This is a genomic window from Georgenia sp. Z1491, from assembly GCF_049856175.1.
Classification (GTDB): domain Bacteria; phylum Actinomycetota; class Actinomycetes; order Actinomycetales; family Actinomycetaceae; genus JB111.
The window spans coordinates 78064-103153 of the sequence record NZ_JBNDNA010000006.1 but is presented as its reverse complement, the minus strand read 5'-3'; the positions used below and the strand labels follow the sequence as shown (position 1 = coordinate 103153).

Annotated in this window: 21 protein-coding genes; all 21 read left to right on the top strand. The window is 74.2% G+C overall.

Annotated elements, in window-relative coordinates; translation table 11 throughout:
- Positions 1–256: 256 nt before the first annotated feature.
- The gene (rsmH, locus tag ACPYO4_RS08055; RefSeq protein WP_425708703.1) at positions 257–1396 is read left to right on the top strand and encodes a 16S rRNA (cytosine(1402)-N(4))-methyltransferase RsmH; all 1140 of its coding nucleotides are present in this window, start codon (positions 257–259) and stop codon (positions 1394–1396) included.
- A complete protein-coding gene (locus ACPYO4_RS08050; RefSeq protein ID WP_425708702.1) occupies positions 1393–1818 on the top strand; it encodes a hypothetical protein in 426 nt (141 codons plus the stop codon). The genes rsmH and ACPYO4_RS08050 overlap by 4 nt, the downstream gene beginning before the upstream one ends.
- Positions 1818–3617: a peptidoglycan D,D-transpeptidase FtsI family protein gene (locus ACPYO4_RS08045; RefSeq protein WP_425708701.1), complete on the top strand. Its 1800-nt coding sequence runs from the start codon at positions 1818–1820 to the stop codon at positions 3615–3617. The genes ACPYO4_RS08050 and ACPYO4_RS08045 overlap by 1 nt, the downstream gene beginning before the upstream one ends.
- Before the next feature lie 23 nt (positions 3618–3640).
- A complete protein-coding gene (locus tag ACPYO4_RS08040) occupies positions 3641–5161 on the top strand; it encodes a UDP-N-acetylmuramoyl-L-alanyl-D-glutamate--2,6-diaminopimelate ligase (protein ID WP_425708700.1) in 1521 nt (506 codons plus the stop codon).
- The gene (locus tag ACPYO4_RS08035) at positions 5158–6615 is read left to right on the top strand and encodes a UDP-N-acetylmuramoyl-tripeptide--D-alanyl-D-alanine ligase (protein ID WP_425708699.1); all 1458 of its coding nucleotides are present in this window, start codon (positions 5158–5160) and stop codon (positions 6613–6615) included. The genes ACPYO4_RS08040 and ACPYO4_RS08035 overlap by 4 nt, the downstream gene beginning before the upstream one ends.
- On the top strand, positions 6612–7697 hold the full coding sequence (gene mraY, locus ACPYO4_RS08030; protein WP_425708698.1) for a phospho-N-acetylmuramoyl-pentapeptide-transferase: 1086 nt from the start codon (positions 6612–6614) through the stop codon (positions 7695–7697). The genes ACPYO4_RS08035 and mraY overlap by 4 nt, the downstream gene beginning before the upstream one ends.
- On the top strand, positions 7694–9247 hold the full coding sequence (gene murD / locus ACPYO4_RS08025; RefSeq protein ID WP_425708697.1) for a UDP-N-acetylmuramoyl-L-alanine--D-glutamate ligase: 1554 nt from the start codon (positions 7694–7696) through the stop codon (positions 9245–9247). Before mraY ends, murD begins: the two co-directional genes overlap by 4 nt.
- Positions 9244–10488 carry a peptidoglycan glycosyltransferase FtsW gene (locus ACPYO4_RS08020; RefSeq protein WP_425708696.1) on the top strand — a complete coding sequence of 415 codons (1245 nt, stop codon included), beginning with the start codon at positions 9244–9246 and terminating at the stop codon, positions 10486–10488. Before murD ends, ACPYO4_RS08020 begins: the two co-directional genes overlap by 4 nt.
- Positions 10481–11605 (top strand): UDP-N-acetylglucosamine--N-acetylmuramyl-(pentapeptide) pyrophosphoryl-undecaprenol N-acetylglucosamine transferase, encoded by a 1125-nt coding sequence (locus ACPYO4_RS08015; RefSeq protein ID WP_425708695.1) that lies wholly within the window; start codon positions 10481–10483, stop codon positions 11603–11605. The genes ACPYO4_RS08020 and ACPYO4_RS08015 overlap by 8 nt, the downstream gene beginning before the upstream one ends.
- Complete coding sequence (gene murC / locus ACPYO4_RS08010; RefSeq protein ID WP_425708694.1) at positions 11598–12977, top strand: UDP-N-acetylmuramate--L-alanine ligase; 1380 nt, start codon at positions 11598–11600, stop codon at positions 12975–12977. Before ACPYO4_RS08015 ends, murC begins: the two co-directional genes overlap by 8 nt.
- Complete coding sequence (locus tag ACPYO4_RS08005) at positions 12974–13996, top strand: cell division protein FtsQ/DivIB (protein WP_425708693.1); 1023 nt, start codon at positions 12974–12976, stop codon at positions 13994–13996. Before murC ends, ACPYO4_RS08005 begins: the two co-directional genes overlap by 4 nt.
- Before the next feature lie 180 nt (positions 13997–14176).
- A complete protein-coding gene (gene ftsZ, locus ACPYO4_RS08000) occupies positions 14177–15598 on the top strand; it encodes a cell division protein FtsZ (protein ID WP_425708692.1) in 1422 nt (473 codons plus the stop codon).
- A 10-nt stretch (positions 15599–15608) separates the two neighbouring features.
- Positions 15609–16424 (top strand): polyphenol oxidase family protein, encoded by an 816-nt coding sequence (locus ACPYO4_RS07995; RefSeq protein WP_425708691.1) that lies wholly within the window; start codon positions 15609–15611, stop codon positions 16422–16424.
- A gap of 105 nt (positions 16425–16529) precedes the next feature.
- Positions 16530–17072 carry a cell division protein SepF gene (locus tag ACPYO4_RS07990; protein WP_425708690.1) on the top strand — a complete coding sequence of 181 codons (543 nt, stop codon included), beginning with the start codon at positions 16530–16532 and terminating at the stop codon, positions 17070–17072.
- Between the two features lie 4 nt (positions 17073–17076).
- Entirely contained in the window at positions 17077–17379 is a 303-nt protein-coding gene (locus tag ACPYO4_RS07985; RefSeq protein WP_425708689.1) for a YggT family protein, read from the top strand.
- Positions 17380–17519: 140 nt separating this feature from the next.
- Positions 17520–18302 (top strand): DivIVA domain-containing protein, encoded by a 783-nt coding sequence (locus ACPYO4_RS07980; RefSeq protein ID WP_425708688.1) that lies wholly within the window; start codon positions 17520–17522, stop codon positions 18300–18302.
- A 7-nt stretch (positions 18303–18309) separates the two neighbouring features.
- Positions 18310–19377, top strand: a complete 1068-nt coding sequence (gene lspA / locus ACPYO4_RS07975; protein WP_425708687.1) for a signal peptidase II — start codon at positions 18310–18312, stop codon at positions 19375–19377.
- Entirely contained in the window at positions 19370–20305 is a 936-nt protein-coding gene (locus tag ACPYO4_RS07970) for an RluA family pseudouridine synthase (protein WP_425708686.1), read from the top strand. Before lspA ends, ACPYO4_RS07970 begins: the two co-directional genes overlap by 8 nt.
- 32 nt (positions 20306–20337) lie before the next feature.
- A complete protein-coding gene (locus tag ACPYO4_RS07965; protein WP_425708685.1) occupies positions 20338–20808 on the top strand; it encodes a GNAT family N-acetyltransferase in 471 nt (156 codons plus the stop codon).
- 117 nt (positions 20809–20925) lie between these two features.
- On the top strand, positions 20926–24486 hold the full coding sequence (gene dnaE / locus ACPYO4_RS07960) for a DNA polymerase III subunit alpha (protein ID WP_425708684.1): 3561 nt from the start codon (positions 20926–20928) through the stop codon (positions 24484–24486).
- Positions 24483–25082, top strand: a complete 600-nt coding sequence (locus ACPYO4_RS07955) for an SRPBCC domain-containing protein (RefSeq protein WP_425708683.1) — start codon at positions 24483–24485, stop codon at positions 25080–25082. The genes dnaE and ACPYO4_RS07955 overlap by 4 nt, the downstream gene beginning before the upstream one ends.
- Positions 25083–25090 lie beyond the last annotated feature (8 nt).

Genomic DNA, 25090 nt, shown 5'->3' with positions numbered 1-25090 from the left:
GTGACGGCACACCGGAGCTCGCCCCGCGAGGTCTCCCACCGCACCGACGCACTTCCCCGGCGTCGGTGCGCCCGTCCCCGGCGCACTTCCCCGGCGCCGGAGACGGAGGTGGGAGTCCTGGCGGTACGAGCCGGAACGCACCCCGAGCTCGTGCCGCCAGCCCGCCCCGCCGCAGCCGGACCCGCCCGTCCGGCTCCGCCGGCCCGACCGAGGCAGCCCGACCGCCTCAGCACGAGACACCCGAGAGGAGGACCGCATGACCACCACGCCGGAGCCCGCGCCGCGCGCGACCCAGGACCGTCACCTGCCGGTCCTCCTGGAGCGCTGCCTCGACCTGCTCGCCCCGGCACTCGAGGCCCCCGGGGCGGTGCTCGTCGACGCCACTCTCGGTCTCGGCGGGCACGCGGCCGGCGCGCTCGCCCGGTTCCCCGAGCTGCGCGTCATCGGGATCGACCGGGACACCGAGGCCCTCGCGCTGGCTGCCGAGCGTCTCGCCGGGTACCCGGGCCGGTTCACCGGCGTCCATGCCACCTACGACGAGATCGACGAGGTCGTCGCCGAGCACGCCGGCGGCGCGGTCGACGGTGTCCTCATGGACCTCGGCGTCTCCTCACTCCAGCTCGACGAGACCGCGCGGGGCTTCTCCTACTCCCAGGACGCGCCGCTCGACATGCGGATGGACGCGACGACCGGCCCGACCGCCGCCGACCTGCTCGCCACCCTCGACGAGCGGGAGCTGCGGCGCATCCTGCGCCAGTACGGCGAGGAGAGGTTCGCCCCCCGCCTCGCCGCCGAGATCGTCCGGCGCCGGACCACCGACCCGCTGCGGACGACCGCCGATCTCGTCGCCGTCGTCGACGCCGCCATGCCGGCCGCCGGCAGGCGCACCGGCGGCAACCCCGCCAAGCGGACCTTCCAGGCCCTGCGCATCGCCGTCAACGGCGAGCTCGACATCCTCGCCGGTGCGCTGCCGCGGGCCGTCGAGGCGCTCGCCGTCGGCGGCCGGATCGTCGTGGAGTCCTACCAGTCCCTCGAGGACCGCCTCGTCAAGGCGGAGCTCGCCCGCGGCGCCACGACCTCGGCCCCGCCGGACATGCCGGTCGTCCCCGACACCCACCAGCCCTACCTGCGCCTGCTCACCCGCGGCGCGGAGGAGGCGGACACCGGCGAGGTCGCCGCCAACCCCCGGGCCCGCGCCGTCCGACTGAGGGCCGCCGAGCGGCTGCGTCCCACCCCGGCGCACCTGGCCCGCGGCGGGGACCGCCCGGGCCCTCGGCGCCGCACGGCACCCGACGCGGGGCCGAGCACCGCACGCAGCACCGCACGCCGCACCACCGACAGCACCGCCGACCGACCCGCTGAAGCGCGTACCGCGCAGCCGAGGAGCCATCGATGAGCGCACAGCCCCTGCCCGGGCCGTCCCGCACGCCACGGCGTCGGGCGGCCGCGCCGTCGCAGGTGCCCGCCGCACGCCGGTCCACCCGCCTGACCGTCGTCCCCAGCCCGGTGCCGGCACGCTCGCGGGCCCCGTTCGTCGCGGTCCTCGCACTCATCCTGCTCGGTGCGCTCGCCACGGTCCTCGTGCTCAACATCCGCATGGCCGAGGCCGCCTACGCCCTGCACGACCGGCAGATGGACCTCGCCCTCGTCGAGGAGTCCGTCGCCGCGCTCCAGATCGAGCTCGACGCCGCCGGCTCGCCCGCCGCGCTCGACGAGCGGGCCCAGGAGCTCGGCATGACCCGCCCCGGGACCACCTACTTCATCGAGCTCGGCACCGGTGAGATCACCGGCGGGCCCACCGAGGAGGAGAACAGCTGATGGCACGCTCGCCGCTGGTGTCCACCGACCCGCGCGACTGGATGCGCCGCACGCGCCTCCTGCTCGTCGTGCTCCTGGCGATCCTGCTCGTCGTCGCGGGCCGCCTCATCTGGGTCCAGGCCCTCGAGGGCCCCCAGCTCGCGAGCGACGCGCGGGACAACCGCACCCGCACGTACGCGATCCAGGCCCAGCGCGGCGAGATCCTCGACGCGAACGGCGAGGTCCTGGCCACCTCGGTCCAGACGTACAACCTCGGCGTCAACCAGCAGCTCATCACCTCCTACGAGGCACGCGACGAGGACGGGGAGGTCGTCGGCACCGGCATCTCCGCCGCCGCCGAGCGCATCGCCCCGATCCTCGACGTCGACCCCGCCGAGCTCGGCGCGCTCATGGTCGGCGACTCGACCTTCGCCTACATCGCCCGCGACATCAGCCCCGCCCAGTGGCGTCAGATCCGCGAGCTCGGGATCATCGGGATCGAGCCCGAGGCCGCCGTCGACCGCCTGTACCCCAACGGCAACACCGGCGGGAACGTCGTCGGCTTCGTCGGCCGCGACGGGGTCGGGCTCGCCGGCCTCGAGCTGAGCTACGAGGAGGTCCTGTCCGGGACCGACGGCTCGACGACGGTCGAGATCGGCCGCGACGGCCAGGTGATCCCCGGCGCCACCCGCGAGGACGTCCCGGCCGTCCAGGGGCGCGACGTCCAGACCACGATCGACCGCAACCTCCAGTACGAGTGCCAGCGGATCATCGACGAGGCCGTCGAGCGGCACGGCGCCGCCTGGGGCGCCGTCGTCGTCGAGGAGATCGGCACCGGCCGCATCCTCGCGCTGTGCGACAACAACACCGTCGACCCGGGCAACTACCAGGACTCGGCCCCCGAGGACCGCGGCTCGCGCGCCGTCACCACGCCGTACATGCCCGGCTCGACCGGCAAGATCCCGACGTTCGCGATGGCCCTGGACGCCGGCGGGGTCGAGGTCGACGACGAGTGGCTGACCCCGGACCGGATCACGATGCCCAACGGGCAGGAGTTCCGGGACAACGACTCGCACGACCCGGTCACCCTCACCACCGCCGGTGTGCTGGCCCGCTCCTACAACACCGGGCTCGTCCAGATCGGCGACACGGTCCCGATCGACGTCCGGTACGACTACCTCCAGCGGTTCGGCCTCGGCCAGCGGACCGGGATCGAGCTGCCCGGCGAGTCGTCCGGCATCCTCGCCCCCTACGAGAGCTGGGACGAGCGGCAGAACTACACGTCGATGTTCGGCCAGGGCCTGGCGCTCACGCTCCTGCAGTCGACCTCGACGGCGGCGACGATCGGCAACGGCGGGGTCCGGATGGACCCGCACGTCGTCGAGGCCGTGGAGGAGGTCGACGGCACGATGACCCCCACCCCGCTCCTCGACGGCCAGCGGGTCGTCTCCGAGGAGAGCGCGGCGGACACCCTGGCGATGATGGAGGGCGCCGTCTCCGAGGAGGGCACCGCCCAGCTCGCCGCCGTCGAGGGGTACCGCGTGGCCGGCAAGACCGGCACCGCCCAGGTCCCGGACGAGAACGGCCCCCTGTCGGGACGTGTCGGCACGTTCATCGGCGTCATCCCCGCCGACGCACCCGAGGTCGCCATCGGCGTCGTCATGTACAACGCCGACGGCGCGTCGTACGGTTCGCGCGTGGCCGCCCCCGTCTTCTCCGACGTCGCCGAGGTCGCGATGTCCCACCTCGGTGTCCCGCCCTCGACGGAGCCCGCCCCCTACCTGCCGCTCGAGCCCGGGGTGGAGTGGGGGCCCCAGTGACCTTCTCGCTACGGCCGAGCTCCGTGGCGCCCGTCGACCTCGCCGAGCTCACGCGAGCTGCCGAGCAGCACCTCGTCGGGCCGGCGCCCGGCGCCGGCACCCGGGTCGCCGGCGTGGTCGCCGACAACCGGAGGATCATCGGCGGCGAGCTGTTCGTCGCCCGGCCGGGCGCCCGGCACCACGCCGCGCGCTTCGCCCCGGACGCCGTCGCGCGCGGGGCCGCCGCGATCCTCACCGATCCCGAGGGCGCCCGGCTCGCCCGTGCCGGCGGAGACCCGGGCGTCCCGCTCGTCGTCGTCGACGACGTCGCCGCCGTCGTCGGCCCGGTCGCCGCTCTCGCCTGGGGCCGCCCCGCCGAGCGCCTGCGCACGTTCGCCCTGACCGGCACCAACGGCAAGACGACGACCGCGTTCATGGTCGACCACGTGCTCACCGCGCTCGGCCGCACCACCGGGCTCATCGGCACGGTCGAGATCCGGGTCGCCGGCACCTCCGTGCCGGCCGCCCTGACCACCCCGCAGGCCGACGAGCTGCACGCCATGCTCGCCGCCATGGCGGAGGCCGGGGTCACCGACCTCGTCATGGAGGTCTCCTCCCACGCGCTCATGCTCGGCCGGGTCGACGGCGTGACGTTCGACGTCGCCGGGTTCACCCACCTCACCCCGGACCACCTCGACCTGCACCGCACGGTCGAGGAGTACTTCGCCGCCAAGGCCAGGCTGTTCGCCCCGGACCGGTCGCGCACCGGGGTGATCACCGTCGACGACTCCTGGGGCGCCCGCCTCGCCGCCGACGCCGGTCGGGCTCGCCCCGGTCAGGTGTGGACCCTCGGCCGGTCCGCGGACGCCCGGCTGCGGATCGAGGCCGCGCCGCCCGGCACGCTCGTGCTCACCGGACCGGGCGGCGACGTGCGGACGGCCACCGACATGCCCGGCGCGTTCAACGTCGCCAACGCGGCCCTCGCCGTCGGCATGGTCCTGCGCGCCGGCCACGGAACCGAGGAGGTCTCCCGCGCCCTGGCGGACCACGGCGGGGTCAGCCCCGCGGTGCCGGGCCGGATGGAGGTCCTCGCCGAGAGCCCCCGCGTCGTCGTCGACTTCGCCCACAACACCGAGGCGCTGCAGACCGTGCTCGCCGAGCTGCGGCCCACCACGAAGGGCCGCCTGTGGTGCGTGACCGGCTCCGCCGGGGACCGCGACGCCGTCAAGCGCCCCCTCATGGGCGAGGTCAGCGCGCGCCTCGCCGACGAGGTCGTCATCACCGACGACGACCCGCACTCCGAGGACCCCGCCACCATCCGCGCCCAGATCCTCGCCGGTGCCCGGTCGGTGGCCGGGACCTCGGTCGTCGAGATCGGCGACCGCCGGGAGGCCATCGCCCACGCCGTGCTCGCCGCCGCGCCCGAGGACACCGTGCTGCTGGCCGGCCGGGGCCACGAGACGATCCAGGAGGTCGGCGACGTCGCGCACCACCTCGACGACCGCGAGGAGGCGAGGGCGGCGCTCGCCCGGCGCGGGGCGGGCACGGGGGAGGATGGGGCGTGATCACTCTCAGCCTGACCGAGATCGCCCGCGCGACCGGGTCCGCCTCCGCCGTCGACGACGTGGACGTGACCGGCGGCGCCCAGCAGGACTCGCGGGTCGTCGGCCCGGGCGACCTGTTCGTCGCCATCGCCGGCGAGCGCACCGACGGGCACGCGCACGTCGCCGCGGCGCTCGCGGCGGGCGGCGTCGGAGCCCTCGTCACCGACCCGGCGCGGCCCGTCGCGGACGGCGTCGACCCCGCGCGCCTCGTCGTCGTGCCGGACACCGTCGACGCCCTCGGCGATCTCGCCCGACACTCCCTCGCCGCTCTGCGCAGCTCGGGCCGGCCGGGCGTCGTCGCCGTCACCGGCTCGGTCGGCAAGACGACGACGAAGGACCTGCTCGTCGACCTGCTGCAGCCGCGCGGACCGCTCGTGGCGCCCCCGGGCTCGCTGAACAACGAGGTCGGCCTGCCGCTGACCGTCCTGCGCGCCGACGAGGCGACCACCACGCTCGTTCTGGAGATGGGCGCCGACCGGGTCGGCAACCTCACCTACCTCACGTCGGTCGCGCCCCCGGACGTCTCGGTCGTCCTCGCCGTCGGCCGCGCGCACCTCGGCCACTTCGGGGGGATCGACAACGTCGCCCGCACCAAGGCCGAGCTCGTGTCCGGGCTCGCGCCGGGCGGCACCGCCGTGCTCAACGCCGACGACGAGCGGGTCGCCGCGATGGCCCGCCTCGCACCGGGCGAGGTGCTCACGTTCTCCGCCTCGGGCGCCACCGGCGCCGACGTCGTCGCGACCGACGTGCGCAGCGACGACGCCGGGCACGCGGTCTTCACCCTGCGCACGGACCGCGGCAGCGCGGAGGTCGTGCTCGCCCTCGTCGGGCCCCACCACGTGGCCAACGCGCTCGCCGCCACCGCCGCCGGCCTCGCGCTGGGGGAGGACCTGGCCGAGCTGGCCGCGCGGCTGCGCGTCGCCGGCCCGAGGTCCGCGCACCGCACCGCCGTGTCCACGCTCGACGGCGACGTCCTGCTCCTCGACGACTCCTACAACGCCAACCCCGACTCGATGCGCGCCGGCCTGGCCACGCTGAGCGCGATCGCGCCCGGCCGCCGCAGGGTCGCCGTCCTCGGGCACATGCTCGAGCTCGGCGAGGAGTCCGCCGCCGAGCACGCCGGCCTCGCGCCCGAGCTGGCCGCGCACGGGATCGAGGCGGTCGTCGTCGTCGGGGCCGAGGCCGCCCCGCTGGCCGACGCCGCGCGCGACGCAGGAATCCAGGTGGACGACCTGACCGGCGCGTCGCCCGACGCGATCGCGGGGCGCGTGCGGGAGATCACCCGGCCCGGCGACGCCGTCCTGCTCAAGGGCTCGCGCGGCTCGGGCGTGTGGGAGGTCGCGGACCTTCTCACACCCGGCGGCGGCCGGGCCTCGGCGCCGGAGGCGGCCCGGGACGAGAAGATGCGCCCATGACAGCCGTCCTCGTTGGTGCCGGCGTGGCGCTCGTCGTCACGCTCCTCGGCACGCCCGCGTTCATCCGGCTCCTCGTGAGACGCGAGTACGGCCAGTTCATCCGGCAGGACGGGCCGACCAGCCACCAGACCAAGCGCGGCACGCCCACCATGGGCGGCGTCATCATCATCGCGGCCACCGTCATCGGGTACGCCGTCGCGAACATCTCGGCCGGCCGGCTGCCGCACGTCTCCGGACTGCTGCTGCTCTACCTCATGGTCGGCATGGGGATCATCGGCTTCCTCGACGACTACATCAAGATCTCCCGGGCCCGCTCCCTCGGCCTGGACGCGCGCGCCAAGATCGTCGGCCAGGCCTTCATCGGGATCTCGTTCGCGGTGATGGCCCTGCAGTTCCCCTCCGAGAACAACCGGACCCCGGCATCGACGGCGATCTCCTGGGTCCGCGACCTCCCGCTCGACCTGGCCTTCGCGGGCGCCGGCATCGGCCTCGTGCTCTTCATCATCTGGGCGAACTTCCTCATCACGGCCTGGACCAACGCCGTCAACCTCACCGACGGCCTCGACGGGCTGGCCACCGGCGCGTCGGCCATCGTGTTCGCGGCCTACACGGGCATCGCCTTCTGGCAGTCGAACCAGTCCTGCCAGGTGCTCGACGCGCCCGGCGCCGGGTGCTACGAGATCCGCGACCCCCGCGACCTCACGATCATCGCCGCCTGCATCGTCGGGGCCTGCCTGGGCTTCCTGTGGTGGAACACCAACCCCGCGAAGATCTTCATGGGTGACACCGGCTCGCTCGCCCTGGGCGGCGCGCTCGCCGGGATGACGATCCTCACCCGCACCGAGTTCCTCGGGGTCGTCATCGGCGGCCTGTTCGTTGCCGTCGTCATCTCCGACGTCATCCAGATCGGTGTCTACAAGGCCACCGGCAAGCGCGTGTTCAAGATGGCCCCGCTGCACCACCACTTCGAGCTGTCCGGCTGGGGCGAGGTGACGATCGTCGTGCGCTTCTGGCTCATCGCGCTGCTGTGCGCCGCCGCGGGTCTCGCCATCTTCTACGGCGAGTGGGTCGCGGTCTCATGACGCCCGGCGAGGACGCGCAGCCCGGGCACGGCGCCGCCCGCGACGCGGCTCGCGCCCGGTGGGCCGAGCGCGAGGCGCGGGACCTGGCGGGCGCCCGCGTCGCCGTCGTCGGGCTCGGCACGTCCGGCCGCGCCGCCCTGCGCGCGCTCCAGGGCCGCGTCGGCGCGCTGCTGGCCACCGACGGCCGCGACGAGGCGCTCCAGGGCGCATCCGTCGAGGTCCCCGACGCGGTGCTCGCGTCCGGCCCGACGCCGCGCGAGCTCGCCGAGGTCACGCTCGGCCTGGACCCCGACGTCCTCGTCGTCTCGCCCGGGATCCCCGCCACGTCCGACCTGCTCGTGCGTGCGCAGCAGCTCTCGATCCCCGTGTGGAGCGAGATCGAGCTCGCCTGGCGGCTCCAGCGCCCCCGCCCGGGCGGCGGCTACGCGCCGTGGCTCGCCGTCACCGGCACCAACGGCAAGACCACCACCGTCACCATGACGGCCGCGATCCTCGCCGCCGCCGGGCTCGACGCCCCCGCCGTGGGCAACGTCGGCACCCCGCCCGTCCAGATCGTCACCGCCGACGGGCCGGGGCCCGACGTGCTGCCCGCCGAGCTGTCGAGCTTCCAGCTGCACGCCACGCACTCGCTCGCCCCGCTCGCCGCCGTGTGCCTCAACCTCGCGCCCGACCACCTCGACTGGCACGGCTCCTACGCCGCCTACCGGGCGGACAAGGCGCGCGTCTACCGCGGCGTCACCGGCCTGTGCGTGTACTCCGAGGCCGACCCCGACACCCGGGCCATGGTGGAGGAGGCCGACGTGGCCGAGGGCGCCCGCGCCGTCGGCCTCACCCTCGGCCCGCCCGCCGTCTCCCAGGTGGGCGTCGTCGACGGCGTCCTCGCCGAGCGCGTCGGCCCGGGGCGCTGGACGACGGCCACCGAGATCGGCGAGGTCGCCGACCTCGCGCACCTGCTCGGGGACGCCGCCGGCCCGGGCGACGTCCCCGACCACCTCGTCCTCGACGCCCTCGCCGCCGCCACGCTCGCCCGCGCCGCGGGCGTCGAGCCCCACCACGTGCGGGACGGGCTGCGCGCCTACCGCGCCGAGGACCACCGCGCGACCCACGTGGCCACCCTCGGCGGCGTCACCTACGTCGACGACTCCAAGGCCACCAACGCCCACGCCGCCGACGCCGCCCTGTCCGCCCACGCCGAGCGCTCGGTCGTGTGGATCGCCGGCGGGCTGGCCAAGGGCGCCCGGTTCGACGACCTCGTCGCCGCCCACGCCCACCGGCTCGCCCACGTCGTGCTCATCGGCAAGGACCGCGAGCCGATGCTCGACGCCCTGGCGCGACACGCACCCGAGGTCCCGCTCGTCGAGGTCACCCGGGACGACGATGAGGCGGTGATGGAACGCGCCGTCGGGCTCGCCGCCGCCCGCGCCCTGCCCGGGCAGACCGTGCTGCTCGCACCCGCCAGCGCCTCCATGGACCAGTTCCGGTCCTACGACCAGCGCGGGCGCGCGTTCGCCGACGCCGTCCGCGCCCTCGCGACGCAGGAGGAGCGATGACCGCCACCGCCGCGCGCCGGGTCGTCACCCAGGAGCGTGCCCAGCCCCGCCGCGAGGAGAACCCGGCGCTGAGCTTCTACCTCATCGCCGCCTCCTCGGCGCTGCTCGTCGCCTTCGGTGCCGTCATGCGCCTGTCCGCCTCCACAGTCACCGCGATCTCCGACACCGGCTCGCCCTACCAGGAGTGGGTCGGTCAGCTGCTCTTCGTCGTCGTCGGCGTGGTCGGTGCGGTCGTCGCCGCGATCCTGCCGCCGGGGTTCTACCGGCGCGCGGCCTGGGTGCTGCTCGCCGGCGGGCTCGCCCTCCAGAGCCTCATCTTCACCGGTTTCGCGCGCGGCCAGGGCGGCAACCTCAACTGGATCGTCGTGCCCGGCACGGGGCAGGTGATCCAGCCCGCCGAGTTCCTCAAGCTCGCGCTGGCCATCTGGCTCGGGGCCGTCCTCGCGCGCAAGGTGCGGGTGATGGACAACCTCCTGCACGCCGCGATCCCCGGTGTCCTCGGGTCGGTCGCCGCGATCGCCCTCGTCCTCGCGGGGCACGACATGGGCACCGCTGCCATCATGGTCGTCCTCGTCGCCGGCGCCTACTTCGTCGCCGGCCTCAGGCTGCGCTGGTTCGCCGTCGTCGGCGTCGTCGGTGCCGGCCTGGCCGCCTTCCTCATCATGTCCTCGGACTCGCGCCGCCAGCGGGTCGCCCAGTTCTTCGGCCTCACCGAGTCCGACCCGCTCGGCGCCGGGCTCCAGCCCCTGCACGGCCTGTGGGCGCTGGGCTCGGGCGGCATCTCCGGCGTCGGGCTCGGCGCGTCCCGCGAGAAGTGGGAGTACCTGCCCGAGGCGCACAACGACTTCATCTTCGCCATCATCGGCGAGGAGCTCGGCCTCATCGGCACCCTCGTCGTCCTCGCCCTGTTCGCGGTCCTCGCCGCCGGCATCTACCGCGTGGTGCGCCGGCACCACGACCCGTTCGTGCAGATCGCGGCCGCCGGCCTGGGCGCCTGGATCTTTGGGCAGGCGATCGTCAACATGCTCGTCGTCATCGGTCTGCTGCCCGTCCTCGGCGTCCCGCTCCCGCTCGTGTCCGCCGGTGGCTCTGCGCTCATCGCCACCCTGCTCGGCGTCGGCGTGCTGCTCAGCTTCGCGCGCACCGAGCCCGGCGCGCGCGAGGCGCTGCGCGTGCGCTCGCGCAGCGCCCGACGCACGGGCTCGGTGACGGCGCCCCGGCGAAGGAGCGGCCGTGGCTGATCCGCTGCGCGTCCTGCTGGCCGGCGGCGGCACCGCCGGCCACGTCAACCCCATGCTGGCCACGGCGTCGGCGCTCGCGGGCGAGCACGGGGCGACCTGCGCCGCCCTGGGCACGAGCGACGGGCTGGAGTCCCGCCTCGTCCCGGCGAGCGGCCTCGACCTGCACCCGGTCCCGCGCGTCCCGCTGCCCCGGCGGCCCTCGGCGGACCTCCTGCGCCTGCCGACCAACCTGCGGGCCGCCGTCCGCGCCGCGCGCGAGGCCATCGAGGCCACCGGCGCCGACGTCGTCGTCGGGTTCGGCGGCTACGTCGCCACGCCCGCCTACCTCGCCGCGCGCCGCGCCGGCGTCCCGGTCGTCGTCCACGAGCAGAACGCCCGGCCGGGCCTGGCCAACAAGGTCGGCGCGCGCACCGCCGCCGCCGTCGCGCTCACGTTCGCCACGACGCCGCTCGCCGCCCGCCGGGGCCGCACCGAGGTCACCGGGCTGCCCCTGCGCGGCGCCGTCGCCGACCTCGTCGCGCAGCGCACCGGCGACGACCGCGGCGCGGCCGCCCGGGTGGCGGGCGCGCGTGCCCTCGGCCTCGACCCGGACCGGCCGATCCTCCTGGTCACCGGCGGCTCGCTCGGGGCCCAGCGCCTCAACGACACCCTGGCCGCGAGCGCCGGCGACCTCGCCGGCGTCGCCCAGGTCCTCCACCTCACGGGGCGCGACAAGGACGGCCCGGTCCGGGCGCGCGTCGGCGACGCCGCGGACTACCACGTCCTGGACTACCTGCCCGAGATGGAGCACGCGCTCGCCTGCGCGGACCTCGTCGTGTGCCGTTCCGGCGCCGGGACCGTCGCCGAGCTCTCCGCTCTGGGCCTGCCCGCCGTCTACGTCCCGTTGCCGCACGGCAACGGGGAGCAGCGGCTCAACGCCGCGGACGTCGTCGGTGCCGGCGGCGGCGTCCTCGTCGAGGACGCCGCGCTCACGCCCGCCTACGTGCGCGAGCACCTCGTCCCGCTGCTCGGTGACGCCGACCGCCTGCGCGCGATGGGCGAGGCGGCCGTCGCCTCGGGCCCCGGCGACGGCGCCGGTCCGCTCGCCGAGCTCGTCGTGGCGGTGGCTCGTGGCTGAGACCGCCTACCACCTGGTGGGGATCGGCGGCGCCGGCATGTCCGTCGTCGCCCACCTCCTGCTCGCCCGCGGCGCACGCGTGAGCGGGTCCGACGCGAAGGACTCCGCGGTCCTCGCCGCCCTCGCCGACGCGGGGGCACAGGTGAGCGTCGGCCACGCGGCCGAGCACGTGCCGGACGGGGCGACCGTGGTCGTGTCGACGGCCGTGCGCGAGACCAACCCGGAGCTCGCCCACGCGCGCGCCCACGGGCTGCCCGTCCTGCACCGCAGCGAGGCCCTCCAGCTCGTCGCCGAGGACCTCGACCTCGTCGCCGTCGCCGGCGCCCACGGCAAGACCACGACGTCCGCGATGCTGGCCGTCGCCCTGCGCGTCGCCGGCCTGGACCCGTCCTACGCGATCGGGGGGTCCGTCGTCGGGCTCGGCACCGGTGCCCACCTGGGGGCGGGGCGGGCCTTCGTCGCCGAGGCCGACGAGTCCGACGGCTCCTTCCTCAACTACGCCCCGCGCGTCTCGGTCGTGACGAACATCGAGGTCGACCACATCGACCACTGGGGCAGCGCCGAGGCGTTCCACGCCGCCTTCGAGGACTTCGCGGCCCGCCTGCGCCCGGGCGGCCTGCTCGTCGCCTGCGCGGACGACCCCGGGGCCCGGCGCCTCGCCGCGACCGCCGCGGCGAGCGGGACCCGGGTGGCCACGTACGGGACCACCGCAGGCGTCGACGGCGCGGAGCGGCACGTCGCGCTGAACGTCGGCGAGGCGCGGACCACCGGCGCGCTCGGTGAGGTCGAGGTCGACGGCGAGCGAGCCCAGCTCGCGCTCGCCGTCGGCGGGGAGCACAACCTGCGCAACGCGGCCTCGTGCGTCGCGGTCGGACTGGAGCTGGGCGTCGGCCTCGCGGCCCTGGCGGACGGTCTCGGTCGGTTCCGGGGGACGGGCCGACGATTCGAGCCCCGCGGCGAGGCCGGCGGCGTGCGCGTGGTGGACGACTACGCGCACCACCCCACGGAGGTGGCGGCGACCCTGGCCGCCGCGCGGGACGCGGCCGACGGCGGACGGGTCCTCGTCCTCTTCCAGCCCCACCTGTACTCCCGGACCCGGGCGTTCGCCGCACAGTTCGCGGCCGCGCTCGAGGCTGCCGACCGGGCGGTCGTCACCGACGTGTTCGCCTCGCGCGAGGACCCGGAGCCCGGCGTCGACGGCTCGCTCGTCGCCGACCGGGCAGCCGGCGCGCGGTACGTCGCCGACCGTCTCGAGGCCGCCCGCGCCATCGCGGCCGCCGCGCGGCCCGGGGACCTCGTGCTCACGATGGGTGCGGGCGACGTCACCGAGCTCGCGCCCGTCGTCCTCGCGCACCTGGACGAGGGGACGTGAGGGCGCCGCGGCCGCCGCGGCGGGGTGAACCGACTCCGCCCCGGCGCGCAGGGTCGCGCCCGCAGGAGCGCTCGCGGGACCGTGGTACCGACGCGCGGACGTCGGCGGCGGACAAGGGGACGTCGGACGGGCCCGCGAAGGACGGGAAGGCGAAGTCGGTCGAGCCGGCGAAGGCCGGGAAGGCGAAGTCGGTCGAGCCGGCGAAGGACGGGAAGGCGAAGTCGGCCGCGTCGTCGGGCGGTGCGCCGCCCGTGCACGCGCGCGGTGGTCGGCGGGGCCCGGCGCGGCCCACCGCCTCGCTCGCCCAACGTCGCGCGGAGAAGGAGCACGCCGCCCGGCGGCTCACCGTGCGGCGGATCGTCATCGGCGCGGCCGCGCTCGCTCTTCTCCTCGCCGTCGCCTGGGCGGTCCTGCTCTCCCCGCTCACCGCCCTCGAGGACGTGTCGGTGTCGACGACCGAGGACTCGCCCCACGTCGACCTGGCGGAGGTGGCGGCCGTCGCCGACCCACAGGTCGGCACCCCGCTCGCCCGGGTCGACACCGGCGCGGTCGACGAGGCGGTCGGCGAGCTACCAGGCGTCGCGGACGTCGAGGTCGAGCGTGCCTGGCCCACCGGCCTGGAGATCGAGGTGACGCCCCGGGTGCCGGTGGCCCGCACGCAGGTCGACGACGGCTGGGCCCTGCTCGACGCCACGGGCGCCGAGGTGGCGCGGACCGACGAGCCCGACGACGCGCTGCCGCAGGTCGACGTCCCGGACGACCCCGACGAGGGACGCCGGGCCCTGACCGCGTTGCTCTCGGCGCTCGGGGAGATGCCCACCGAGCTGCGCTCCCAGGTCGCGTCCGCGTCGGCGTCGGCCCCCGGCACGATCACCCTCACGCTCGCGGACGAGGCCGAGGTGCTCTGGGGGAGCGCGGAGGACTCGGCGCTGAAGTCCGAGGTGCTGCTCGTCCTGCTCGAGCAGTCGCCGGCGCAGCGCTACGACGTGTCCGTCCCCGCTCGACCGACCACGGGCTGACGCGGGGCGGACCCGGACCCCAGGACCGCCCTCGTCGACCGAACGACACCGGTGTGGTTCTCGTGGCGCGTCGCTCCCCACGAACCGGGTCGTCGCGACTACCTTCCCTGCGCCAGACAAGGACAGAAGTCTCACCTTCAAGTCGAGGTTGAAGGTCGAGCGACGACGAGGGGAACTCACGTGGCAGCACCGCAGAACTACCTGGCGGTCATCAAGGTCGTCGGCATCGGCGGCGGTGGCGTCAACGCCGTCAACCGGATGATCGACTCCGGGCTCAAGGGCGTGGAGTTCATCGCCATCAACACCGACGCGCAGGCCCTGCTCATGTCCGACGCCGACGTCAAGCTCGACGTCGGACGGGACCTCACGCGCGGGCTCGGCGCCGGCGCCGACCCCGAGGTCGGCAAGAAGGCGGCGGAGGACCACGAGGAGGAGATCGAGGAGGTCCTGCGCGGGGCCGACATGGTCTTCGTCACCGCGGGCGAGGGCGGTGGCACGGGCACCGGTGGTGCGCCGGTCGTCGCGCGCATCGCCCGCTCGCTCGGCGCCCTGACCATCGGTGTGGTCACACGTCCCTTCGGCTTCGAGGGGCGCCGCCGCGGCTCACAGGCGGAGTCCGGCATCGACGCGCTGCGCAACGAGGTCGACACCCTCATCGTCATCCCGAACGACCGGCTGCTGTCGATCTCGGACAAGAACGTCTCGATCCTCGACGCCTTCCAGGCCGCCGACGAGGTGCTCCTGTCCGGTGTCCAGGGCATCACCGACCTCATCACGACGCCGGGCCTGATCAACCTCGACTTCGCCGACGTGAAGTCGGTGATGCAGGGCGCAGGCTCCGCGCTCATGGGGATCGGCTCCGCGCGCGGCGACGACCGCGCCGTCGACGCCGCCGAGGGGGCCATCTCCTCGCCGCTGCTCGAGGCGTCCATCGACGGGGCGCACGGCGTGCTGTTCTCGATCCAGGGCGGCTCCGACCTCGGGCTGTTCGAGATCCACGAGGCGGCGCGGCTCGTGCAGGAGGCCGCGCACCCGGAGGCGAACGTCATCTTCGGCACGGTCATCGACGACGCCCTCGGGGACGAGGTGCGCGTCACGGTCATCGCCGCGGGCTTCGACGAGGGCGAGGGCCCCGCGGGGGCACAGTCCACCGTCGGCCGTCGGCCGCTCGCCCCGGTGCGCGCCGCGGCCGAGCCCGCCGACGCCGGTGCGCGCGGCGCGCGGGAGGGTGCCGGCCAGGCCGCCCGCCCGACGTTCGAGCAGACCCCGCGGACGGACCAGCGGCCCGTCCCGGTCGAGGCCCAGGGCCAGGGTGCCGCGCAGCCGCAGCAGGTGCCCGCGCACGCGCAGGGCGGACCGGCCTACGGCGACGAGCGTCCCGTCGACGACCGCTTCCCGGGCGAGCAGCACGCCGAGGGCGCGTACGGTCAGGGCGGCAACGGTCAGGGCGGCCACGGGCAGGACGGCCGGCAGCCCGGTCCGGGTGGGTACGCACCGAACGGGCAGCAGCGTCCGGCGTCCCAGACCGGGCGCGTCCCGCGCGTGTTCCCCGAGAGCGACGGCCGGGACGACGACCTCGACATCCCCGACTTCCTGAAGTAACCGGCGGCGCATGTCTGTCCCTGTCCGCGTCGCCGACCTCGGCCCGGCGGCGCACGGAGTGTTCACCACGGCCCACGGCGGCGTCTCACGCCCGCCGTGGGCCGCGGCCGTCCCTGCGGCGGCGACCTGGTCCGGGTCGGCGACCGGAGGCGCGGCGGACGGTCTCAACCTCGGGCCGCACGTCGGTGACGACCCGAGCCGTGTCCGTACGAACCGCGACCGGGTCGCGAGCCTCGTCGGTGCTCCGGTCGCCTGGATGACCCAGGTGCACGGCACGACCGTCGCGGCCGTGACCGGGCGGCCGGAACCCGTCGAGAGCGTCGGCGAGGCCGACGTGCTGCTCGCGCTGCCGCGTGCGGGGGACGTCGTCGCGGTCGGTGTCATGGTGGCGGACTGCGTGCCCCTTCTGCTCGCCGACGCCGCCGGCCGGGCGGCCGCCGCGGTCCACGTGGGGCGCGCGGGGCTCGTCGCGGACGCGGTCGGGACCGCCGTCCGGGCGCTCGCGCACGCCGGCGTCGACCCGTCGGAGCTCTCCGCGCACCTGGGGCCCTCGATCTGCGGAAGCTGCTACGAGGTTCCCGCCCGCCTCCAGGCAGAGGTCCTCGCCGCGCATCCCGCCGCCGAGGCGATCACGCACGACGGCACGCCCGGCCTCGACGTGGCCGGCGCCGTCGAGGCGGCGCTGCTCGCCTCCGGGGTCGGCCGCGTGTCCCGGGACAGCGCCTGCACCTACGAGGACCGCCGCCTGTACTCCTACCGGCGGGCCACGCACGCCGGCGAGCCGCGTACCGGGCGGTTCGCGGGGATCGTCACGCTCGGCCCGTGACCCGCCCGGCGCGTCGCACCACCGGCGCGGACCTCCACCGGTTAGCGTCAGGTGCGTGGCGGGAGCGACCTTCCCGCCGCCCGTCACGACCGAGGAGCGACCCCCATGCCCGGCACCATGCGCAAGTTCATGGAGTACCTCTCCTTCGCCGAGCCGCAGGACGACCTGTACGAGGGTGAGGGAGGCTACGACGAGCCCGCCGACCGCCGTCGTGACGACCGACGCGTCGCCGAGGACCGGCGGTCGTACGACGACCGGCGCGAGGCGGAGGAGACCCGCGAGCAGCCCGCCGCCCGCGAACGGCACGCCGAGGTCACCCACATCACCCGCCTCGCACCCGCCCGCCAGGAGGCCCCAGTGGACGTCGAGCTCTCCCGCATCGTGACCATGCGTCCCACGAGCTACAACGACGCGCCCGCGGTGGGTGACGCCTACCGCTCCGGCACTCCGGTGATCCTCAACATGGAGGGGATCTCCGAGGCCGACGCGCGTCGCCTCATCGACTTCGCCGCCGGACTCGCCATGGCCCTCGGCGGGGTGCTCGAGAAGGTTTCGCCGGGAGCCTTCATCCTTGCCCCCCGCAGCGTGGCCGTGACGCACGCCGAGGAGGAGTCTCCCCGCTCGGGGTTCGACTTCGCCCGCGCCTGACATCGTGGGGATCGTCCTCAGCGCGCTGAGCCTGATCCTGTGGCTCTACCTCCTCGTCCTGCTCGCCCGCGTCGTCATCGACCTCGTCCAGATCTTCTCCCGCACGTGGCGGCCCACCGGCATCGTCCTCGTCCTCGCGAACGTCGTCTACGGGCTCACCGACCCGCCGCTGCGGTTCATCAGACGGTTCGTGCCGCCCGTGCGCATCGGCCAGATCTCGCTCGACCTGGGCTTCATCATCCTGTTCCTCGGCGTCCAGCTCGTGCGTGGGTTCCTGCTGCCGGTCCTCGCCGCGGCGCTCCTGTGACGCCCACCCGGACGACGGCGCCGCGGGCGGGCCGCGGCGCACCGGCCCGGGTACCGATGCATCCGCGCTCCTCCGAGTAATCTGGGGCGCGGACGCGCGTGGCGTCCAGCCACGACCGACCAAGATCGAGGTGAGACGAGATGGCACTGCTCAGCGCCGACGACGTCCTCAACAAGAAGTTTGAGGCGACCAAGTTCCGCGAGGGATACAACCAGGACGAGGTGGACGACTTCCTCGACGAGGTGGTCGACACGCTCCGGTCCGTCTACGCCGAGAACGAGGAGCTCAAGGCCCGCCTGGAGGCGTCCGAGGCCCGCGTCGCGGAGCTGTCCGGACACTCCGGCGACGCTGCGGCGACCGAGGACGCCCCGGACGCCGAGGCCCAGGTGCCCGCCGCCGACGACACGGCGGAGACCCCCTCCGTCACCTCCGCCCCCAACCGCCGTTCCGTGCACGACGCGGCGCCCGCCACGCCGCAGCCCTACGCAGCCGCCGCCACCGCGGAGCCCCAGTCGCCCGCGGAGACGCAGGTCCCCGCCGCGGAGCCGGTCGAGCAGTCGGCCCCGGCCGCGCCGGCCACGACCCCGGCCGCACCGGCGGCCACCACGGGCGCGTCCGACTCCGCCGCCGGCATGCTCGCCATGGCGCAGCGCGTGCACGACGAGTACGTCGCCGACGGCCAGGCCGAGGCGGCCCGCCTCGTCTCCGAGGCCCAGTCCGAGTCCGAGCGCATCGTGACCGAGGCCGAGGCCCACTCCAACCGCACGCTCTCGCAGCTCGAGCAGGAGCGTTCGCTCCTCGAGCGCAAGATCGACGAGCTGCGCACGTTCGAGCGCGACTACCGCACGCGCCTGAAGAGCTACCTCAACCAGCTCCTCAGCACGGTCGAGGGCGGCACCGGCAACCGCGAGAGCGGAATCTGACCACCCCATGACCTCTGCCGCCCCCGGCGCGTCACGGCGGCTGCCGGCCCTCCTACTCGGGCTGGCGGCCGCCGTCGCCGTCATCGACCAGGTGACCAAGGCGATCGCGCTCGACCAGCTCGCCGACGGTCGCAGGATCGAGCTCCTGGGGGAGTACCTGGGTCTCCGGCTCGTCTTCAACCCCGGAGCGGCCTTCGGCCTCGGCAGCGGCACGACCTGGCTGTTCACGGTCATCATCGCCGTCGTCGTGGTGGTGATCCTCTTCTACGCCCGCAGGCTGCGGTCCGTCCCGTGGGCGGTGGCGCTCGGGCTGCTCCTGGGCGGTGCGGTCGGCAACTTCATCGACCGGATCTTCCGCGACCCCGGCGTGTTCCAGGGCCACGTCATCGACTTCATCGCCTACTACAACTGGTTCGTCGGGAACGTCGCCGACATCGCCATCGTCGTGGCGGCGAGCATGATCTGCGTGCTCGCGCTCCTGGGTCGGGAGATCGACGGCACCCGCCTCGGGGACCGGTCGGCGACCGACGGTTCGGCGGCGGGCGACGGGGCGAGCGACGAGCGGGACGGGGGGAGCGGGACGGTCGGTGCGGGCGAGGCCGACGACGCCGCCCGGACCGATCCCGACTGGCTGGTGGCGGCGAGTACGGGGCCGGGCACCCCGCGCGCCGACGACGAGGACCCCGAGGCCTGGTGGGAGCGCCGCCTCGCGGTCGGCACCGGCGCCGGCGGGACAGCTGGAGCGGCGGGCGAGCCTGCGGGGGCCCCCGAGCAGCACCGGTCGGCGGAGCCGGAGCCCGACGACTCCGTGCTCACGGCGGACGCCACGACCGACAGGGCCGGCGGTGGCGACGCGCCGGATGCGGGCGTCGGGCCCGGCCCGGAGGCTGAGCCGCGAGCGGGGGCCGAGACCGCGACGACCACGGGCAGCGCCACCCCGGGCGACCGACCGATGCCCGCCGAGACGCTGGACGCCGCCCCGGGCGAGCGGATCACGCGGCGTGAGCTGCGCCGTCGTCGGGAGGCGGCCGAGGCTGCCGCGCGGGCGGCCCGGACGGACGAGCCCGGTGCCTGAGGTCAGGTCCCTGCCCGTGCCCGACGGGCTCGCCGGCGAACGCGTCGACATCGCGATCTCCCGCCTGCTCGGTCTGTCCAGGACCCGCGCCGCCGAGCTGGCCGCGAGCGGCGACGTCGTGCTCGACGGAGCGGTGGTCGGCAAGTCCGACCGGCTCGTCGCCGGCGCCTGGCTCGAGGTGACCCTCCCGGAGCCCGAGCGCCCGGCCGGCCCTCCGGAGCCGACCGCCGTCGAGGGCATGCTGATCGCGCTGGAGGACGACGACGTCGTCGTCGTCGACAAGCCCGTCGGCGTCGCCGCGCACCCCTCGCCCGGGTGGGACGGTCCGACCGTCGTCGGCGCGCTCGCCGCCTCCGGTCGCCGCGTCTCCACCTCGGGGGCGCCGGAGAGACAGGGCGTCGTGCACCGCCTCGACGTCGGGACCTCGGGCCTCATGGCCGTCGCCAAGTCCGAGCGGGCCTACACAGCGCTCAAGCGGGCCTTCAAGGAGCGCACGGTCGACAAGACCTACCACGCGCTCGTCCAGGGCCAGATGGACCCGAGCGCGGGCACGATCGACGCACCGGTCGGGCGGGACCCACGGCACAGCTACCGGATGGCGGTCGTCACCGGAGGCAAGGACGCCGTCACCCACTACGAGACGCTCGAGTCGATGCGTGGGGCGTCGTTGCTCCAGGTCCAGCTGGAGACCGGGCGCACCCACCAGATCCGGGTCCACACCTCGGCCGTCGGGCACCCGTGCGTGGGCGACACGACCTACGGGGCGGACCCCACGCTCGCCGCACGGGTCGGGCTGACGCGGCAGTGGTTGCACGCCGTCGGGCTCGGGTTCGCCCACCCCGTGACCGGCGACCGCGTCGAGGTCGCCTCGCCCTATCCGGACGACCTCGACCGGGCGCTCGAGGTCCTGCGCGCCGCCGGCCTGTGACGGGCCCGTCGGCGGACCCGGTGCCCCTACCGATGCCGCGCACGCGGATCGTCACCGGGCGGGACGACCTCGAGGCGTGCTGGCGCATCCGGTGGGAGGTGTTCGTCGAGGAGCAGCACGTCCCCGGCGACGAGGAGATCGACGCGCTCGACACCGACCCCACCACCACGCACGTGCTCGCGACCGTCGACCGGGCCGGCGGCGAGGACCCGGTCGCGACGGCGCGTCTCCTGCCGGCGGGACCCGGGCTCGTACGGATCGGGCGGGTCGCCGTCCTGCGCGGCGCCCGCGGGACGGGGGCCGGACGCGCGGTCATGCAGGCACTGCACGACGTGGCGGTCGGTGAGCACCTGGGCCCGGACGGATCCGTCCGGGTGGACATCGAGGCGCAGGAGCACGCGATCGCGTTCTACGACCGGCTCGGGTACGAGCTGGTCTCGCAGCACCGGTACCTCGACGCCGGGATCTGGCACAAGGACATGGCACTCACGCTGCGGCACTGAGCCCGTCGGGGGTGGTGCGACCGCGACACGCCGGGACACGCCCTGACACGCCGGGGACCTCGCCGGTCGGGCGGATCGGGCCCCGAAGCGTCGGTGGGCGAACCTACGATCGTGGGTATGGCCTCGACCCCCGCGCAGCAGGACTTCGCCCACCTCCACGTCCACACCGACTACTCGATGCTCGACGGGGCGGCGAAGATCGAGGCGCTCGTCGACGAGGTCGAGCGGCAGGGGCAGAAGGCCGTCGCGATCACCGACCACGGATACGTGTTCGGGGCCTTCGAGCTCTACCGGGCCGCCACCGCGAAGGGCATCAAGCCGATCATCGGCGTCGAGGCGTACGTGACGCCCGGGACCTCGCGGTTCGACAAGAAGACGCGCGTGCGCTGGGGCGAGGACTGGCAGAAGGGCGAGGACGTGTCCGCGTCAGGCGCCTACACCCACCTGACCATGCTCGCCCGCACCACCGAGGGCATGCACAACCTCTTCCGGATGGCCTCCCACGCGTCGCTCGACGGGCAGATGGGCAAGTGGCCCCGTATGGACCGGGACCTGTTGCAGCAGTACGCGGCGGGCATGATCGCCTCCACCGGCTGCCCGTCCGGCGAGGTGCAGACGCGGCTCCGGCTCGGCCAGACCGAGGAGGCGGTCCGCGCCGCCGGTGAGCTCCAGGAGATCTTCGGCCGCGAGAACTTCTACGTCGAGATCATGGACCACGGCAACGACTTCGAGAAGAAGACGATGCCGCAGCTCTTCGAGCTCGCGAAGCGGATCGACGCGCCACTGCTCGCCACCAACGACTCGCACTACGTCACCGCCGAGCAGAAGTCCGTGCAGGACGCCATGCTCTGTCTCAACTCCGGCTCCACCCTGGACGACCCGAACCGCTTCAAGTTCGACGGCACGGGCTACCACCTGCGCTCGTCGAAGGACATGTGGAACCTGTTCGCCGACCACCCCGACGCCGTGCGGAACACGCTCCTGGTCGCCGAGCAGTGCGAGGTCACGTTCACGACCGCGGCCGACGGGGCCAACTTCATGCCCCGGTTCGACGTGCCGCCGGGGGAGGACGAGCACTCCTGGTTCGTCAAGGAGGTCGAGCGAGGCCTGCGCTACCGGTACCCGGACGGTATCCCGGCCCATGTCCGCACGCAGGCCGAGTACGAGGTCGGCGTCATCACGCAGATGGGTTTCCCCGGGTACTTCCTCGTGGTCGCCGACTTCATCAACTGGGCCAAGGAGAACGGGATCCGCGTCGGTCCGGGGCGTGGGTCCGGCGCCGGCTCGATGGTCGCGTACGCCATGCGCATCACCGACCTCGACCCGCTCGTCCACGGCCTCATCTTCGAGCGGTTCCTCAACCCGGACCGCGTGTCCATGCCGGACTTCGACGTCGACTTCGACGAGCGCCGGCGCGGTGAGGTCATCGACTACGTGGTGGACAAGTACGGCGACGACCGGGTCGCCCAGGTCGTCACCTACGGCGTCATCAAGTCCAAGCAGGCGCTCAAGGACTCCGCGCGCGTGCTCGGCTACCCGTTCGCGATGGGGGAGAAGCTCACCAAGGCGATGCCTCCCGCGGTCATGGCCAAGGACATCCCGTTGAAGGACATCCAGGACCCGCAGTCCAAGCGGTACGCAGAGGCCGGCGAGTTCCGGGGCGTGCTCAGCGCCGACCCCGAGGCCAACCGGGTCTACCAGATGGCCACCGGGCTGGAGGGAATGACCCGGCAGTGGGGCGTTCACGCCTGCGCCGTCATCATGTCCAGCACGGCGCTCACCGACGTCATCCCCGTCATGCGTCATCCACGCGACGGCTTCATCCTCACGCAGTTCGACTACCCCACGTGCGAGGGGCTCGGTCTGCTGAAGATGGACTTCCTCGGGCTGCGCAACCTCACCGTCCTCGACGACGCGATGACGAACATCGAGCTCAACGGCAAGGAGCAGGTCGACCTCGAGCACCTCGGGCTCGACGATGCCGGGACGTACCAGCTCCTCGCGCGTGGAGACAGCCTGGGAGTGTTCCAGCTCGACGGCGGCGGCATGCGGACGCTGCTGCGCCAGATGAAGCCGGACAACTTCGAGGACATCTCCGCCGTCGGCGCCCTCTACCGGCCCGGCCCGATGGGCGCGAACTCCCACACGAACTACGCGCTGCGCAAGAACGGGCAGCAGGCGATCAAGCCGATCCACCCCGAGCTCGAGGAGCCGCTGTCGGAGATCCTCGGGACCACGTACGGCCTCATCGTCTACCAGGAGCAGGTGATGGCGATCGCGCAGAAGGTCGCCGGGTACACGCTCGGACAGGCCGACCTCCTGCGGCGCGCGATGGGCAAGAAGAAGAAGGCGGAGCTGGACAAGCAGTTCGTCACCTTCGAGGCCGGGATGCTCGAGAGGGGCTACTCCGCGGCTGCGGTCAAGGCGCTGTGGGACGTGCTCCTGCCGTTCTCCGACTACGCGTTCAACAAGGCACACTCCGCCGCGTACGGCCTGGTCTCGTACTGGACCGCGTACCTCAAGGCACACTTCCCGGTCGAGTACATGGCGGCGCTCCTGACGAACTCGCAGGAGAACAAGGACCGGCTCGGGCTCTACCTGTCCGAGTGCCGGCACATGAACATCACGGTGCAGGCACCCGACGTCAACACCTCGGCCGCCGACTTCACGCCGGTCGGCGAGCAGATCAAGGTCGGTCTGGGTGCCATCCGCAACGTCGGGGCGAACGTCGTCAAGGGGATCATCGAGGCTCGTGAGGAGAAGGGCCGGTTCACGAGCTTCCAGGACTTCCTCGACAAGGTCCCCGCGGTGGTGTGCAACAAGCGCACGATCGAGTCGCTGATCAAGGCCGGGGCATTCGACACGCTCGGCAGCACCCGGCGTGCCCTGGTCGCCCGGCACGAGGAGGCCGTCGACGCGGTGGTGGACGTCAAGCGGAACGAGGCCGTCGGCCAGTTCGACCTGTTCGCCGCGGTGGAGGGTGCCGAGGCGAGCTTCGACATCGAGATCCCGGACCTGCCCGAGTGGGACAAGCGGGAGAAGCTCGCCTTCGAGCGGCACATGCTGGGCATGTACGTCTCCGACCACCCGCTCGCCGGGCTCGAGGGCTCCCTCGGTCAGCACGCGGACGCCGCCGTCTCCGACCTGCTCGCCGCCTCGGAGGACAACCCCGTGGACGGGCGCCGCATCACGCTGGCCGGGCTGGTCACCAGCGTCCAGCGCAAGCTGACCAAGCAGGGCAACCCGTGGGCGATCGCCACCTTGGAGGACCTGTCCGGCGAGATCGACGTGATGTTCTTCCCGCAGTCCTACATCGGGGTCTCGCACGCGCTGGCCGAGGACACGATCGTCTCCATCAAGGGGCGCGCCTCCGTACGCGACGAGCAGGTGCAGGTCGTCGCGGACTCCATGACGATCCCCACCCTGCAGGACGGGACCGGGCCGCTGTCGATCTTCCTGCCGGAGCACCGGATCCACCCGGCGATGGTCGACCGGCTCGGCCGGGTCCTCGGCGAGCACCCCGGATCGACCGAGGTGCGCGTGGTGGTCGAGAACTCCACCGTGCACACCGTCCTCTCGCTGTCGGACCGGTACCGGGTCTCGTCCTCCCCCGCCCTCTACGGCGACCTCAAGGCCCTCCTCGGGCCGGGCTGCCTGGGGACCGTGACGCCCGCATGAACGCGCCCCTGAGCGGCCTCGCGCCCCACGAGATCGGCAGCATCACCCGTGGGGAGGACGGTCGCACGGTGCTCGTGCAGCAGAGGATGTGGGCCGTCGAGCCCGCCACGCTGTGGGCCGCGCTCACCGACCCGCGGTACACGCCTGCGTGGCTCGGCGAGCTCGACGCCCCGCTGAGCGGGGCCGGGACGGTCCGGATCGATCACGGGGGCGGTGCGACGTCGGAGGTCGTCGTCCGGGACGTCGATCCGGGTCGGTCCGTGGACACGTCGTGGCGGACGACGGGCGAGGGGCGGGCCGACGTGCGGATCGAGATCGGCGAGCCGGCCGCGGCGCACTACCCGTCCTCGACCGGCTCGCCCGAGGTCGGGCGGGAGGTGGACGACGCACCCGTGCAGGTCCTGCTCACCCTCACCTACGCCTGCGACGACGAGGAGCAGGTGCGATCGGCCCTCGGCGGGTGGTTCGGCTTCCTCGACGCGCTGGGCGATCTCTTCGAGCAGGTGCCAGAGACCGGGGTCGGGTCCCCGGCGCTACGCGCGATCCAGCGTCTGGCGGCGGCCGTCGAGCTCGGCCGGATGCTGCCGGTCGGGTGAGAGGGACG